The organism is Luteococcus sp. H101 (assembly GCF_038433155.1).
GTDB lineage: Bacteria > Actinomycetota > Actinomycetes > Propionibacteriales > Propionibacteriaceae > Luteococcus.
Window position 1 is genome coordinate 39,525 of record NZ_JBCDMW010000029.1, and the last position, 13,924, is coordinate 53,448.

Sequence of the window (13,924 nt, forward strand, 5' to 3'; positions counted from 1 at the left end):
CGACTTCCGTGGGCCAACAACCCTTCGACTTCCCACAGGAGCATGCCATGTCCGCTCTACCTCCCGCGCCCGGCGAGGCGCTGGACCATCGCCAGGCCAGCCAGCGCACCATCACCTGGTCCAATCTGGCGCTGATGGCCTTCGTCACGGTCTGGGGTTTTGGCAATGTGGTGAACAACTACGCCAATCAGGGGCTGACGGTGGTCTTCTCCTGGATCATGATCATGGTGATCTACTTCGTTCCCTATGCCCTGATGGTGGGGGAGATGGGGGCCACCTTCCCCGAGGCACGTTCCGGGGTGACCAGCTGGATCCGCTCCACCATGGGCTCCGGCTGGGCCTACCTGTGCGGCTGGACCTACTGGGTGGTGCACATTCCCTATCTCGCACAGAAGCCGCAGGCCATTCTGATTGCCGGCGGCTGGGCGGTGGAAGGCCATTCGGGCCTGATCAAACGCTTCCCGGTCTGGCAGACCCAGATCGTGGTGCTGCTGCTCTTCCTGCTCTTCATGGCGTTGGCTTCCCGCGGCGTTCGCTCGCTCAAGCTGCTGGGCTCCATTGCCGGTATGGCCTCCTTCGTGATGGGCATCCTCTACATCCTGCTGATGCTGGCTGCTCCGGCCATCCGGGATGCCCACGTGGCGACGCCGAACATGACGTCGCTGAGCACCTACCTGCCCCACTTCGATCTGGGCTACTTCACCACCATCGCGATGCTGGTCTTCGCCGTCGGCGGGGCGGAGAAGATCTCTCCGTATGTGAACAACATGGTGGACCAGAAGCGTGGCTTCTCCCGCGGCATGATCGCGCTGGCCGGCATGGTGGCCGTCTCGGCGCTGCTGGGTTCCATCGCGATGGGCATGATGTTCGACGCCACCCAGTTCGATGCCAAGGCGGTGGCAAATTTCAAGGCCAACGGGCAGTACATGGCCTTCCAGAAGCTGGGCCAGTACTACGGTGTCGGCAACTTGTTGATGATCATCCAGGCCGTCGCCAATGCCTGTGCCCAGGCGGCGGTGCTGCTGATCTCCATCGATGCTCCGCTGAAGGTGCTGCTGGCGGATTCCGATGACCGCTACATTCCGCGCTGGCTGCGCAAGGAGAACCGCTTCGGGGCCCCGGTCAACGGCTATCTGCTGACCGCGATCCTGGTCAGTCTGGTCTCTCTGCTTCCGATCATCGGCGTGGGGAACATGGATGAACTGTTCAGCAATCTGCTGGACCTCAACGCCGTCGTGATGCCGCTGCGCTACCTCTTCGTCTTTGCGGCCTATGTGGCGGTCCGACGGATGGCCGGCCGGTTGGGTCTGGTCTCCCACTACCGCTTCGTCAGGAACGACGCGGTGGCGCTGGCGATGGGGGCGTGGTGCTTCCTGTTCACCGCCGCCGCCTGCATTCTGGGGATGATCCCCGGCAAGCTGGAGCCCTACACCACGGCTTGGTGGAACAAGCTGCTGCTGAACGTGGTTGCCCCGGTGGTCTTCATCGCCCTGGGTCTGATCATGCCGTTGGTGGCGCGTGCCCAGCGGTCCCGGGTGGAGGCCAACGACTAGAGCCTCACAGTCTCAGGAAGTCCGCCACCCTGGCGATATAGCCCGGGCGGTCGGCAAAGTAGGCACCGCAGTGGTCCACCCCGGGGACGAGGTGGACCACTGCTTTGTCTCCGGCGGCGGCCGCCAACCGACGGGTGTGCTCCACCGGGATCACCGAGTCCCGGGTGCCGTGGACCAGCAGCAACGGCCGGGGAGGGATCTGGGACACGACGTCGATGGGCTGCACCTGGCCAAAGCCGTAGCCGTAGCGCAGCCGGGTGACCCGGTCCACCAACGGCACCAGCGGCACCGGCGGCAGCCGCATGCCGCGGGCGGCGGCCGCGATCACGCCGTGCAGGTCAGCGAAGGGGGAATCGGCCACCACCCGGGTGACGCGGGAATCCCCGGCGGACACCAGCAGCGCCACCGCGGCTCCCATGGAGAAGCCCACCACGTCGATCTCCGCCCCGGGGCAGCGGGCCGCCACCCAGTCCAGCGCGGCCGCCAGGTCCAGCTGCTCATAGTGCGCGACGGACTGCGGCCCGTCCGCGGAATCCCCATTGCCGCGGAAGTCGAAGACCAGTACCGCGGCGCCGGCCCGCCACAGGCCCGGGCCGATGCCCAGCATGTCGGCCTTGCTGCCCCGATGCCCGTGACAGACCACCACAACGTGGGTCGCACCGGGCCGGTCGAACCACCAGCCCGCCAGCCGGGTGCCGTCGCCGGCGGTGAACCAGACGTCCTCGGCGGACATCCCCACCTCGAAGGGGCTCATCGCGTAGGCCAGGGCGGGGCGCTGCGGTCCGCTGATCTGGTGCGCCGCGGCCAGCGCGCCGACGGCAAGACCGCCTCCGGTCAGGCCGAGGGCGGTCAGGGCGGTGCGAACCCGGGGCATCAGTCGCCGAAGAAGTCGCCGAGGCCGTCGAACATGTCGCCGATGCCGTCGCCGATGCTCTCGAAGCCGTCACCGATCCCCTCGCCGATGCCCTCGAAACCGTCACCGATCCCGTCGCCCAGGCCGCCGTCGAAACCGCCGCCGAACCCGGGGCCGTCGAACAGCGAACCCACGCCATGGAAGACCAACGAGCCGATCGCGATGTCCCGGATCAGGTTGGAGCCGGACCAGCCGGAGTAGTAGCCCTGCGCCCACGGCGCGTAGGCCGGGCCGCCCTGCCAGTAGGGCACCCTCTGGGCGCCCACCTGCACGGTGCGGATGTAGGGATCGGCACCGGCCAGCACCCGCTCGGCGTCGGCGGCACAGGCCGGGATGTCGCGCTGGGTGCCGCCCGGGGGAGTCCAGGTGACGTTCTGGCTGCTGGGGCCGTGCGCCGGGTTGAAGAAGCACGGCGGGCGCTTCTGCGGCAACGGCTCACCGGCCACCCGGGCGTTCACGCACGCGATGGCATAACGCCCGTCCTCCAGGATCTCCGTGACGTGCTTGACCTCGTCGGGCGTGGTGACGGCGGCCAGGGAGGACTTGGCGTTCTCATAGGCGTCCAGGGCGCGCTCGTAGTCCTGACGCATGGCCTGGTCCAGCGGATGGCCGGCCACCTCCGAATCCAGCCGCTGCAATTCCTCGCCGAACTTGGTGACGTCCTCGTCCGCGGCCCGACGGCTGGTGGTCAGGGCGGTCTCCAGCGCCGCCGCCCGCTGCGCCTCGACGGCCTTGCGCTGGCGGCTGGACTGGAACAGGCCCACCACGACGGCGAGCATCGCGATGACCAGAAGGAGCTCAAACATGGTTTCCAGTGTGGGGCATGCGTGAGGCGGGCCCAAGTCATGGGCCCGCCTCACGGGAATTCATGGTGACTTCACAGGTGACCGCCGGTCACCGGCTGAGAATCACTCAGGATCGACGATCTCGCACAGCACCGCACCGGCGTTGACCGTTTCGCCGGGGTTCGCGGCCAGCGCCTTGACCACACCGGTCCGGTGAGCGGTGACCGGGTTCTCCATCTTCATGGCCTCCAGCACCACCACCAGCTCGCCTTCCTCCACGGTGGTGCCCTCCTCGACGGCCACCTTCACGACGGTGCCCTGCATGGGCGCGGTCAGCGAGTTACCCGACGGGGCCGAGGCCTTGGCGCCGCCCCGGTCACGCTTGGTGGGCTTCTTCTTGCCGGACGGCTTGGCCGCGGTGGCCAGGTTGCCGGGCAGCTTGACCTCCAGCCGCTTGCCGTTGACCTCCACCACGACGGTGGTGGGCTCCGGCACGTCGTCGGCCTCGCCCAGTTCGCCGGTGTAGGGGGCCACCTTCAGGTCGGCCTCCGTCTCGATCCAGTTGGTGTAGACGCCGAACTTCTCGCCGTCGCCCTTGAAGGCCTCGTCGTCCAGGACCGCCTGGTGGAAGGGGATCACGGTGGGCATGCCCTCCAGGACCAGCTCCTTCAGGGCCCGACGGGAGCGCGCCAGCGCGTTGTCCCGGCTGGTGCCGGTGACAATCACCTTGGCGACCAGCGAGTCGAAGGAACCGGGCACCGTCATGCCGGTGTGGTAGCCCTCGTCGACGCGCACGCCGGGGCCCGTCGGCGGGACCCACTTGACCAGGGTGCCGGGGGCGGGCATGAAGTTGCGGCCCGCGTCCTCGGCATTGATCCGGAACTCGATCGAGTGGCCGCGGATCTCGGGATCGTCGAAGCCGAGCTCTTCGCCATTGGCAATCCGGAACATCTGCTGCACCAGGTCCAGACCGGTGACCTCCTCGGAGACGGGGTGCTCCACCTGCAGGCGGGTGTTGACCTCGAGGAAGCTGATCAGGCCGTCCTGGGCCACCAGGAACTCGCAGGTGCCGGCGCCGACGTAGCCGGCCTCCTTCAGGATCGCCTTGGACGAGCTGTACAGCCGCTCCAGCTGCTCGTCGGTGAGGAAGGGCGCGGGGGCCTCCTCCACCAGCTTCTGGTGACGACGCTGCAGGGAGCAGTCACGGGTGGAGACCACCACGACATTGCCGTGCTGATCGGCCAGGCACTGGGTCTCGACGTGACGCGGCTTGTCCAGGTAGCGCTCGACGAAGCACTCGCCCCGGCCGAAGGCGGTCACGGCCTCACGGGTGGCGGACTCGAACAGCTCCGGCACCTCTTCCATGGTGCGGGCCACCTTCAGGCCGCGGCCACCGCCACCGAAGGCGGCCTTGATGGCGATCGGCAGGCCGTGCTCCTTGGCGAAGGCGACAACCTCATCGGCATCCGCCACCGGGTCCGGCGTGCCGGGAACCAGCGGGGCGCCCACCTTCAGCGCGATGTGACGGGCCTTGACCTTGTCGCCGAGGTTCTCGATGGCCTCGGGCGAGGGGCCGATCCAGATCAGGCCCGCGTCGATGACGGCCTGGGCGAAGGAGGCATTCTCGGCGAGGAAGCCGTATCCGGGGTGGATCGCGTTGGCGCCGCTGCGCTGGGCGACCTCGAGGATCTTGTCAACATTCAGGTAGGTCTCGGCGGGGGTTGCCCCGTTGAGCGCGTAGGCCTCGTCGGCGAGCTTCACGAAGAGGGCTTCGGAGTCGCTGTCGGCATAGATTGCAACGCTTCCGATCCCGGCATCGGCGGCGGCACGAATCACCCGAACGGCAATCTCGCCGCGGTTCGCCACGAGCACCTTGGTGATCTGGTTTCCCACTGTTCCTCCTTGAACTGGCCTGCTTCATGGGCCTTGCTGCTGGGAGTCTATTGCCTGCTGGCCTGCTTCGGCAGCCGTTGGACCTGCTCACTCACAGTGTGGAACGAAAACCTTTGCCGGGCGCCGCACTATTGTGGCCGCATGCCTACCCCCGAGTTCATCCTGGAACTGCGCAAGTCCATCGGTCACGCCATGCTGTGGCTGCCCGGCACCACCGCCGTCGTGCTGCGGCCGGGGCCGCGCGGGGAGCAGGTGCTGTGCGTGCAGCGCTCCGACAACGGCTCCTGGACGCCGATCTGCGGGATCGTCGAGCCGGGGGAGGACCCGCATGTGGCCGCCATCCGGGAGGCGGAGGAGGAGGCCGGCGTCCGGATCGAGATCGAACGGATGGTCTGGATGAGTCCCACCGGCGAGATGCAGTATGACAACGGCGACCGCAATGACTACCTGGACCACACCTTCCGCGCCCGCTGGGTAGGTGGCGAGGCCAGCGTGGGCGACGACGAGTCTGTCAACGTCGGCTGGTTCGATCTGGATGCCCTGCCCCAGCCGATGGCCGAGATCCAGCGCCGCCGGATCATGGTGGCTGCCGGCAACCCGCCCGAGGTGCTGTTGGGGGTGCAGGCCGCCCTGGACTTCCTGGGCGAGGGCTGACTCTGGTCGTCGGTCTCGCGTGCCGCGCAGCGGACCATCCCGGCCGTCGCGCTACCGTGGTGCGGTGATCGACGGGGGAATCCGGTGCGAGACCGGAACTGACCCGCAGCCGTGAGGTCTCCCGGGCGGTAGTGCCCGCGAGCCGAGTCGGAATGCCCGTCGACGACCGACTCGATTGACCCGTCGCGGCCCGCGGGAGAGTCAGGGGCGCGGCTCCTGGCCCGTGCGCCGCGGGAAGGACCCCGTGACCCGCACCCTGCACCCGATGGCCTGGTGGGCCTGGGCCCTGGGCTGCGCCGTGGCGGTCAGCACCCTCTACAACCCGCTGCTGGTGGTGCTGGTGGTGGCCGCGGTGTGGGCGGTGGTGCTGAACCGGCGCACCCGGGCACCCTGGGCCAAGGCGGCCGGCGCGTACCTGACCCTTGCACTGGTGGTGCTGGGCATCCGGGTCTTCTTCCAGATCCTGCTGGGCATCAACCGCACCGGTCAGGTGCTGTTCACCCTGCCCCAGCTGCAACTGCCCGGCTGGGCGGCCGGTCTGCGGATCGGCGGCCCGGTCACCCTCGACGGCCTGCTGTACACCCTCTACGACTCGCTGCGGCTGGTGGCGATGCTGCTCTGCGTCGGGGCCGCGAATGCCCTGGCCAATCCCAAACGGGCCCTGCGGGTGGTCCCGCCCGCGCTGCACCAGCTCAGCGTCGCCCTGGTGGTGGCGCTGAGCGTGGCGCCGCAGCTGATCGAGAGCGTGCAGCGGGTCCGCCGGGCCCGGCGCCTGCGCGGTGGGGCCAGCCGCGGCTGGCATGCCGTGCGGGCCGTGGTGGTGCCGGTGCTGGAGGACGCGATCGAACGTTCCATGCTGCTGGCCGCGGGAATGGAGGCCCGGGGCTATGGCCGCACCCACGCCCAGCGCCCGGTGGGCCGCGCGCTCACCGCCCTGCTGCTGGGCGCCCTGGTGCTGATCACCCTGGCCACCTTCCTGCTGCTGGGAATTCCGGGTTCCGGACCCTGGGGGTGGGCGCTGCTGGCGCTGGGGCTGGTGGCCGCGTGGCTCGGGCTTCATCGCTCCGGCCAACGGCTCGCGGTGACCCGCTACCGTCCCGACCCGTGGGAATGGCCCGAATGGTCGGTCTGTGCCGCCGGGGCACTGGCCGTCGGGGCGGTGCTGTGGCTGCAACGCGTCGTGCCCGACGTGATGTCGCCGTCCTCCTCGCCGCCGGTCTGGCCACAACTCGACCCCCGGATGCTGCTGGTGCCCGCGTTGGCCCTGCTGCCACTGCTCACCACCCCGAAACCGCCCAAGGATGCCCTGTGATCACCTTCGACGACGTCACGCTGCGCCACCCGGGCGCCGCGCGGCCCACGCTGGCCAACCTGGACTTCACCATTCCCGACGGGGACCTGTGCCTGGTGGTGGGACGCACCGGTGTCGGCAAGTCCACCCTGCTGGGCGCCATCAACGGCCTGGTGCCGCACTTCACCGGCGGCCACCTCAACGGCGACGTGCGGGTGGCCGGCCGCTCCACCCGCACCCACCGCCCGCGGGAGATGGCCGAGCTGGTGGGCTATGTGGGGCAGAACCCGCTGGCCGGCTTCGTCACCGATCGGGTGGAGGACGAGGTGGCCTATGGGATGGAGCAGCTGGGCCTGTCCCCAGCCACCATGCGCAAGCGGGTGGAGGAGACCCTGGACATCATGGGGATTGCGCCGCTGCGCAACCGGGCGCTGATCGAGTTGTCCGGCGGGCAACAGCAGAGGGTGGCGATTGCGGCGGTGCTGGCCGCGCAGCCGCGCGTCGTGGTGCTGGACGAGCCCACCAGCGCCCTGGACCCCACCGCTGCGCAGGACGTGCTGGCCTCCATCACCACCCTGGTGCACGAGGTGGGCCTGACCGTCGTGCTGGCCGAGCACCGGTTGGAGCGGGTGATGCACGCCGCCGACAGCGTGCTCTGGCTGCCCGGCGACGGCTCCGCCCAGTACGGCCTGGCCGGACAGGTGCTGGCCCGGGCCGACGTCGTGCCGCCGCTGAGCGCCCTGGCCCGGACGCTGGGCTGGGCCGAGGTGCCGCTCAGTGTGCGCAATGCCCGCCGACGGGTGGCCGCCGAGGGCATCACGCTCAAGCCGCTTGCCCCTGCACGGCTGCCACGCGGTGAGGTGGTGGCCCGGCTGGACAGGTTGCGGGTGGCCTACGACGATCTGGTGGCGGTCAACAGCATCAGCCTGACCTTCCAGCGGGGCACCATCACCGCCCTGATGGGCCGCAATGGCGCCGGGAAGTCGTCGCTGATGTGGGCCCTGCAAGGGGCGATGCCCAGCACCGGGGAGCTGGTCGTCGATGGGACTGATCCGCGGACCGTCCCCGCCCAGCGCGCGCGGCAGGTGGTCTCCCTGGTGCCGCAGAATGCCACCGACCTGCTCTATCTGCCCACCGTCGGACAAGAATGTGCCCAGGCCGACCAGGAGACCCACTCACCCGCGGGCTCCACCGCGGCCATCCTGGCCCGGTTGGGGGCCGAACTGGATCCGCAACGGCACCCCCGTGACCTGTCCGAGGGGCAGCGGCTGGCGCTGGTGCTGGCCATCCAGCTGGCCGCTCGCCCGGCGCTGATCCTGCTGGACGAACCCACCCGCGGTCTGGACTACGCCATGAAGCAGCAGCTGCACCGGATCCTGACGGACCTTGCCGCGCAGGGCAGCTGCATCCTGGTCAGCACCCATGACGTCGAGTTCGCCGCCCAGGCCACCCAGCGCACCATCGTGCTGGCCGACGGGGACGTGGTGGCCGACGGGCCCACCCGCGAGGTGTGCACCAGCTCTCCCAGCTTCGCACCCCAGGTCAGCAAGGTCTTCCACCCGGCCGAGGTGTTGACCGTCGACGAGGTTGCCGAGGCCCGGCGGTGAGCCCGACCCGTCCCGAGACTCGTGCGCGCCCGGCCGTGGTGCGGGTCTCCTGGCGTTCGGCCGCGATGCTCAGCGTGGCGGCGGTGATGAGCCTGCTGGCCTTCTGCTGGCCGCTGCTGTGGCATCCCGGCGCGGGCCTGTCCGGCGATGCGCACACCCCGCTGGTCTTCGCCTTGCTGCTGCCCGTGGTGATCGCGCTGGTGATGACCGAGCTGGGCAATGATGACCTGGACGTGAAGGCCCTGGCGATGCTCGGGGTGCTCTCCGCCGTCGGGGCCGCGGTTCGGCCGCTGGGGGCGGGGACCGCCGGGCTGGAGGCGATCTTCCTGCTGATCATCCTGGCCGGGCGGGTCTTCGGGCCCGGTTTCGGCTTCATCCTGGGCAACACGACGCTGTTGGCCTCGGCCCTGATCACGTCGGGGATGGGGCCGTGGTTGCCCTTCCAGATGCTGGCCGCGGGCTTCGTCGGGCTGGGCGCGGGGCTGCTGCCGCATCTGCGGGGCTGGTGGGAGATCGGTCTGCTGGCGGCCTACGGGGTGGTGAGCGGTTTTGCCTATGGCTGGCTGATGGACCTGTCCTTCTGGCCCTTCACCCTGGGCAATGCCTCCGAGCTGTCCTTCGACCCGACGGCGTCGGTGGCCACCAACCTGCACCACTTCGTGCTCTACAACCTGGCCACCTCGATGGCCTGGAATGCCGGCCGGGCGTTGAGCAATGTGGCGCTGGTGATACTGCTGGGGCCGTCATTGTTGCGGATCCTGCGCCGTTCGGCGCGACGCGCGGCCTTCGACGACGCCTGAGCCCGCTCACGATGCGCTAGGACCTGGGGCATGGGCACGCCAAAGTTGGCGGCCTGGTGGACACAAAAACCTATTGGCAGGTTCAAATTGCCGGATATCTGCCAACTTTGGCGAGCCTGACTCGCCGGGGCTCGCATCCTGCCCCTGCCAGGGGCCGCGACAACTCGGCCGCCGGGGCTGCGGAGCCTGCCCCACGTCCCCCGAGCCTGTCCTCTCACGATTCCCGAACTTGTCGAGGGGGCTCTCTCAGGCCTTGAAGACCGGGCGGATGCTGAGCTCCTCCACCATCGCCTCCGGGCTGGCGTACACGGCCAGCGCCACGGCCTCGGCCACCGACTCCGGGCGCAGGTGCTCCTCGGCGACGTAGGGCCGGCCCTTCTCGGCCTGCAGCTCCACCTGCATGTCGGTGTCCACCCGGCCGGGGTGGATGGAGCTGACCCGCACCGTGCCCCGTTCCTCCTCCCGGAGTGCGTCGGTCAGGGCTCGGAGCGCGAACTTGGAGCCGGAGTACAGGCCGCCGCCGGGGCCGGAGTGGAAACCGGAGCCGGAATTGATGGTGATCACTTGACCACGGGCTTCGCGGAGCCGGGGGAGCAGCAGGCGGGTCAGGTCGGCCACCGCAAAGACATTCAGCTCGAAGACCTCCCGCCACTGCTCCCGGGTGCTCTCGCCGACGTCGCCGGAACGGCCGATCCCGGCCGAGTGGATCAGCACGTCCAGCCGCTCCACCATCGCGACTGCTTCGGCGGTGCCACGCTCATCGGTCAGCTCGCAGACGAAGGGAGCGGCGCTGGGCAGCTCGTCGACCACCGGCCGCACCGCCTCGTCGGTCCGCCCGCCCACCAGAATGTGGTGGCTGTCCGCCAGCCGACGGGCGATGGCCAGGCCGATCCCCCGGCTGGCTCCGGTGACAAGGGCAACGGGTCGCTCATTCATGCCATCCAGCCTAGGAGGTGGCCCGGAGCCCCCACCCTGCGGCTGGGAGTCCACCGTCCAGGACGCAGGGCGACTCCGACGCCGCTGCGTCGCGAACCCGCTGACACCAACCGGGTGGCGACGGCACCGGGCAGTAGGGTGTGCCGGGTGAGACGACGGATGCTGGCCGGGCTGACGGTGCTGGCCCTGGCGGCGGGCTGTTCGGCCGCGCCCGAGGCGTCCGTGGCCAGCTCCAGCCCGCAGGCGGAGATCAGCGCGCCGGCGGATGCGGTCACCCTCAAGGACATGATGCTCACCCACGGGCCGTCGGAATTCCTGCTGCCCAAGCAGGTCCAGGTCACCAGCCGGATCGACCAACCGAATGTGGTCACCCTCACCTTCGAGCCCGCGCAGCGGAAACTGCTGGCGGGATGGCTGGCCACCCGGCTGCCCAGCGGGTGGAGCGTGGACGCCAGTGCCAATGACTCGCTGCTCTTCCACTCGTCGGCCTGGCAGGGAGCCTTCACCTGCTCCGCGACGGAGTGTGCGCTGACCCTGCGCAAACAAGCGGGGTGAGTGCCGGGCTGCCCACGCGGGGCGTCGACGGGCTCGGCCGTCGGGGTTGCGGTCCTGGCCACCATGGGTGGGGGCTCGGCCGCCGTGGGCCAGGCCACCATGGGTGGGGGCTCGGCCGCCTGGGCATGGGCTCGGCATCGGGGGCTGGGTGCTGCGGAGGGCCCACATGCTGACCGGATTGGCACTGCACGGCGCGCTCAGGATAGATTCTGCCGCATGCCGAGCAAGTGCGAGATCATGACGGGCCACACCATGCCCGTGGTCGCGTGTGCCCGCATGACGCGTCGAATGTTGGGCTGACAACGCCTTTCGAACCCTGCCCTGGAGTGGGCGGGCCCGGTTGAGCTGGCTCCCGGTGGCGTTGTCAGGACGGTGGACCACTTGCCCGAATGATCGAGCCCACCCGGGTGGGCCCTGACGAAAGACCAACCAATGAACAAGTTTCTCCGCTCGCTGCTCGCGGGCCTGCTCGTCGTCCTGACCCTGGGCCTGACCGCCTGCGGCGCCGGTGGCAATGACACCTCCAAGCCGCTGGTCGTGCTGGCCGACACCACCCCCCATTCCGAAATCCTGAAGAAGGCACAGGAGCTCGGCCTGCTGGGTGACACCAAGATCCAGGTGAAGACAATCGCCGGCGAGATCGACGTCAACCAGCTCACCCAGAGTGGCGACGTCGACGCCAACTTCTTCCAGCACAAGCCCTACCTGGACACCTGGCTGAAGACGAAGGGCGTCACCGACCTGACCAGCGTCGCCACCGTGCATGTCGAACCGCTCGGCCTGTACTCCCGCAAGGTGAAGAGTCTGGAGGAGGTGCCCAACGGCGCCACCATCGCCGTGCCCTCCGATCCGTCGAACCTGGTGCGGGCGCTGTTCCTGCTGCAGCAGGCCAAGCTGCTGACCCTGGACGTGAAGCCGACCGATACCGACGTCGACTACATGAAGATCAATGTCAAGAACATCACCTCCAACCCCAAGGGTCTGAAGTTCCTGGAGATCGCGCGTCCGCAGCTGGCCGCCACCCTGGACGATGCCAAGGTCAACCTGAGCATCATCAATGGCAACTACGCCCTGGGTGCTGGGCTCAAGCCCAAGACCGACGCGTTGGCGCTGGAGACCGCCACCGACAACCCCTACGCCAATCTGCTGGTGGTCAAGAGCGACAAGAAGGATGACCCGCGGGTGAAGAAGCTGGCCGAAGCGCTGCAGAGCAAGCAGATCCAGGACTGGATCAACAGCAACTACCAGGGCTCGGTGCTGCCCGCCAAGCAGTCGTGATCACCTTCTCCCACGTCACCAAGCACTACGACGGGCGCGGCAAGCAGGCCGAGCCCGTCGTGGCGCTGGACGACGTCAGTCTGGAGGTGGCCCAGGGGCAGATCTTCGGCATCCTGGGCCGCTCCGGCGCCGGCAAGACCACCCTGTTTCGCTGCCTGAACCAGCTGGAGCCCGTCACCGCCGGCACCATCACGGTGGACGGAGTGGACTGGACCAGCCTGTGGGGCGCCAAGCTGCGCGCCGAGCGCCGCCGGATGGGCACCATCTTCCAGCACTTCAACCTGCTGGCCAGCCGGACCGTTGCCGACAATGTGGGCTTCGGGCTGGAGCTGGCCGGGGAGAACAAGCAGGCCATCGGGCCCCGGGTCACCGAACTGCTGGAGCTGGTGGGCCTGCCGGACAAGGCAAAGGCCTACCCCTCGCAGTTGTCCGGTGGGCAGAAGCAGCGGGTTGGCATTGCCCGCGCGCTGGCCACCCGCCCCAAGGTGCTGTTGATGGACGAGGCGACCAGCGCGCTGGACCCGACGACCACCGAGCAGATCCTGGACCTGGTCAAGGACCTGCGGGACCGGATGGGCCTCACCGTGCTGCTGATCACCCACGAGTCCGACGTGGTGCGCCGGATCTGCGACGGCGCCGCCCTGATGGAGGGTGGCCGCGTGGTGGAGCAGGGCAACCTGTTGGACCTGGTGGCCGACCCGGACAGCCGGATCGCCGACCAGCTGATCCCGTTGGGCCGCGACGACGAGTCCTTCGGCGTGCACAGCCAGCTGCTCAGTTTTGTGAACAGCGGCGTCAATGAGCCGCTGATCAGCAGTTTCACCCGGCAGACCGGAATCGACGTGTCCATCCTGGGCGGCTCGGTGGAGCAGATCGCCGGACACAAGGTGGGTCGGTTGCGGGTGGCCTTCGACCACCCGCACGGTGAGGTGGACGACGCTCTGATCCATCAGTTCTTCAGCGAGCGCGGAGTGACGGTGAGCCGATGAATGACACCAGTATCCAACAAGCTTTGCCCGAACTCTGGGCTGCGCTGGGGGAGACGGCATGGATGGTCTCGCTCAGCTTCCTGATCACCCTGGTCTTCGGCACCATCGTCGGGATCCTGCTGCGCATGACAGACCACGACGGGCTGCGTCCCAACCGCGTCTTCTACCGGGTCTTCGGCGCGATCGTCAATGCCTTTCGCTCGCTGCCCTTCCTGGTCCTGCTGATTGCCCTGATCCCGGTGATCCGCCAGATCATGGGCACCGCCTACGGCCCCACGCCGGCCGTGCTGCCATTGGCCGTCGGCGCCATCCCCTTCTTCGGGCGGGTGGTGGAATCGGCGCTGCGTGAGGTCTCCCCGGGCAAGATCGAGGCTGCGCGGGTGATGGGGGCCAGTACCTGGCAGATCGTCCGCAAGGTGCTGCTGCCGGAGGCGATGAGTCCCTTCGTGGCCGGCGCGACGCTGACCCTGGTGATGCTGATCGGCTACTCCGCCATGGCCGGCACCATCGGCGGCGGCGGTGTGGGCTTCTTCGCCATCCGTTACGGCTACGAGGTCTCCAACACGCCCGTGCTCCTCGCCTCGGTGGTGGTGCTGGTGATCGTCGTGCAGATCATCCAGTCCATCGGCGACGCCATCGTGCGTGGCATGGCCCACAAGCGCGACTGAGG

General features: G+C 68.8%; 13 protein-coding genes and 1 riboswitch. Of the genes, 9 read left to right on the plus strand and 4 right to left on the minus strand.

Features of this window, described 5'->3' with window-relative positions; all coding sequences use genetic code 11:
- Positions 1-47 precede the first annotated feature (47 nt).
- A complete protein-coding gene (locus tag AAEX60_RS12175; protein ID WP_342103814.1) occupies positions 48-1,553 on the plus strand; it encodes an APC family permease in 1,506 nt (501 codons plus the stop codon).
- 4 nt (positions 1,554-1,557) lie between these two features.
- On the opposite strand, the gene AAEX60_RS12180 is transcribed toward AAEX60_RS12175, so the two are convergent.
- The 3 genes from AAEX60_RS12180 to AAEX60_RS12190 all read right to left on the minus strand — a co-directional run bounded on the left by AAEX60_RS12180 (position 1,558) and on the right by AAEX60_RS12190 (position 5,144).
- Positions 1,558-2,427, minus strand: a complete 870-nt coding sequence (locus AAEX60_RS12180) for an alpha/beta hydrolase (protein WP_342103816.1) — start codon at positions 2,425-2,427, stop codon at positions 1,558-1,560.
- Entirely contained in the window at positions 2,427-3,272 is an 846-nt protein-coding gene (locus AAEX60_RS12185) for a hypothetical protein (protein WP_342103818.1), read from the minus strand. Before AAEX60_RS12185 ends, AAEX60_RS12180 begins: the two co-directional genes overlap by 1 nt.
- Positions 3,273-3,374: 102 nt before the next feature.
- Positions 3,375-5,144, minus strand: coding sequence for an ATP-binding protein (locus tag AAEX60_RS12190; RefSeq protein ID WP_342103819.1), 1,770 nt, complete (start codon positions 5,142-5,144; stop codon positions 3,375-3,377).
- 141 nt (positions 5,145-5,285) lie between these two features.
- Here AAEX60_RS12190 and AAEX60_RS12195 point away from each other — a divergent pair, with 141 nt between their 5' ends.
- From AAEX60_RS12195 to AAEX60_RS12210, 4 genes are all read left to right on the plus strand, one after another.
- Entirely contained in the window at positions 5,286-5,798 is a 513-nt protein-coding gene (locus AAEX60_RS12195) for an NUDIX hydrolase (RefSeq protein ID WP_342103821.1), read from the plus strand.
- A gap of 48 nt (positions 5,799-5,846) precedes the next feature.
- Positions 5,847-5,976, plus strand: a riboswitch (cobalamin riboswitch).
- A 66-nt stretch (positions 5,977-6,042) separates the two neighbouring features.
- The gene (locus AAEX60_RS12200) at positions 6,043-7,110 is read left to right on the plus strand and encodes a CbiQ family ECF transporter T component (RefSeq protein WP_342103822.1); all 1,068 of its coding nucleotides are present in this window, start codon (positions 6,043-6,045) and stop codon (positions 7,108-7,110) included.
- Complete coding sequence (locus AAEX60_RS12205; protein ID WP_342103823.1) at positions 7,107-8,696, plus strand: ABC transporter ATP-binding protein; 1,590 nt, start codon at positions 7,107-7,109, stop codon at positions 8,694-8,696. Before AAEX60_RS12200 ends, AAEX60_RS12205 begins: the two co-directional genes overlap by 4 nt.
- Before the next feature lie 65 nt (positions 8,697-8,761).
- Positions 8,762-9,496: an ECF transporter S component gene (locus tag AAEX60_RS12210; protein WP_342103911.1), complete on the plus strand. Its 735-nt coding sequence runs from the start codon at positions 8,762-8,764 to the stop codon at positions 9,494-9,496.
- 246 nt (positions 9,497-9,742) lie between these two features.
- Here the strand turns inward: AAEX60_RS12210 and AAEX60_RS12215 are convergent, their stop codons facing one another.
- Positions 9,743-10,432 (minus strand): SDR family oxidoreductase, encoded by a 690-nt coding sequence (locus AAEX60_RS12215; protein WP_342103824.1) that lies wholly within the window; start codon positions 10,430-10,432, stop codon positions 9,743-9,745.
- A gap of 147 nt (positions 10,433-10,579) precedes the next feature.
- Here AAEX60_RS12215 and AAEX60_RS12220 point away from each other — a divergent pair, with 147 nt between their 5' ends.
- The 4 genes from AAEX60_RS12220 to AAEX60_RS12235 all read left to right on the plus strand — a co-directional run bounded on the left by AAEX60_RS12220 (position 10,580) and on the right by AAEX60_RS12235 (position 13,922).
- On the plus strand, positions 10,580-10,987 hold the full coding sequence (locus tag AAEX60_RS12220) for a hypothetical protein (RefSeq protein ID WP_342103825.1): 408 nt from the start codon (positions 10,580-10,582) through the stop codon (positions 10,985-10,987).
- A 432-nt stretch (positions 10,988-11,419) separates the two neighbouring features.
- On the plus strand, positions 11,420-12,265 hold the full coding sequence (locus tag AAEX60_RS12225) for a MetQ/NlpA family ABC transporter substrate-binding protein (protein WP_342103827.1): 846 nt from the start codon (positions 11,420-11,422) through the stop codon (positions 12,263-12,265).
- The gene (locus tag AAEX60_RS12230) at positions 12,262-13,254 is read left to right on the plus strand and encodes a methionine ABC transporter ATP-binding protein (protein WP_342103829.1); all 993 of its coding nucleotides are present in this window, start codon (positions 12,262-12,264) and stop codon (positions 13,252-13,254) included. The genes AAEX60_RS12225 and AAEX60_RS12230 overlap by 4 nt, the downstream gene beginning before the upstream one ends.
- The gene (locus AAEX60_RS12235) at positions 13,251-13,922 is read left to right on the plus strand and encodes a methionine ABC transporter permease (RefSeq protein WP_342103831.1); all 672 of its coding nucleotides are present in this window, start codon (positions 13,251-13,253) and stop codon (positions 13,920-13,922) included. Before AAEX60_RS12230 ends, AAEX60_RS12235 begins: the two co-directional genes overlap by 4 nt.
- Positions 13,923-13,924: the final 2 nt, after the last annotated feature.

Excerpts from the sequence above, each read along its gene's own strand:
- AAEX60_RS12175 (WP_342103814.1), top strand. The coding sequence starts at position 48 with ATGTCCGCTCTACCTCCCGCGCCCGGCGAGGCGCTGGACCATCGCCAG.
- AAEX60_RS12180 (WP_342103816.1), bottom strand. The coding sequence starts at position 2,427 with ATGCCCCGGGTTCGCACCGCCCTGACCGCCCTCGGCCTGACCGGAGGC.
- AAEX60_RS12185 (WP_342103818.1), bottom strand. The coding sequence starts at position 3,272 with ATGTTTGAGCTCCTTCTGGTCATCGCGATGCTCGCCGTCGTGGTGGGC.
- AAEX60_RS12195 (WP_342103821.1), top strand. The coding sequence starts at position 5,286 with ATGCCTACCCCCGAGTTCATCCTGGAACTGCGCAAGTCCATCGGTCAC.
- AAEX60_RS12210 (WP_342103911.1), top strand. The coding sequence starts at position 8,762 with ATGCTCAGCGTGGCGGCGGTGATGAGCCTGCTGGCCTTCTGCTGGCCG.
- AAEX60_RS12215 (WP_342103824.1), bottom strand. The coding sequence starts at position 10,432 with ATGAATGAGCGACCCGTTGCCCTTGTCACCGGAGCCAGCCGGGGGATC.
- AAEX60_RS12225 (WP_342103827.1), top strand. The coding sequence starts at position 11,420 with ATGAACAAGTTTCTCCGCTCGCTGCTCGCGGGCCTGCTCGTCGTCCTG.
- AAEX60_RS12235 (WP_342103831.1), top strand. The coding sequence starts at position 13,251 with ATGAATGACACCAGTATCCAACAAGCTTTGCCCGAACTCTGGGCTGCG.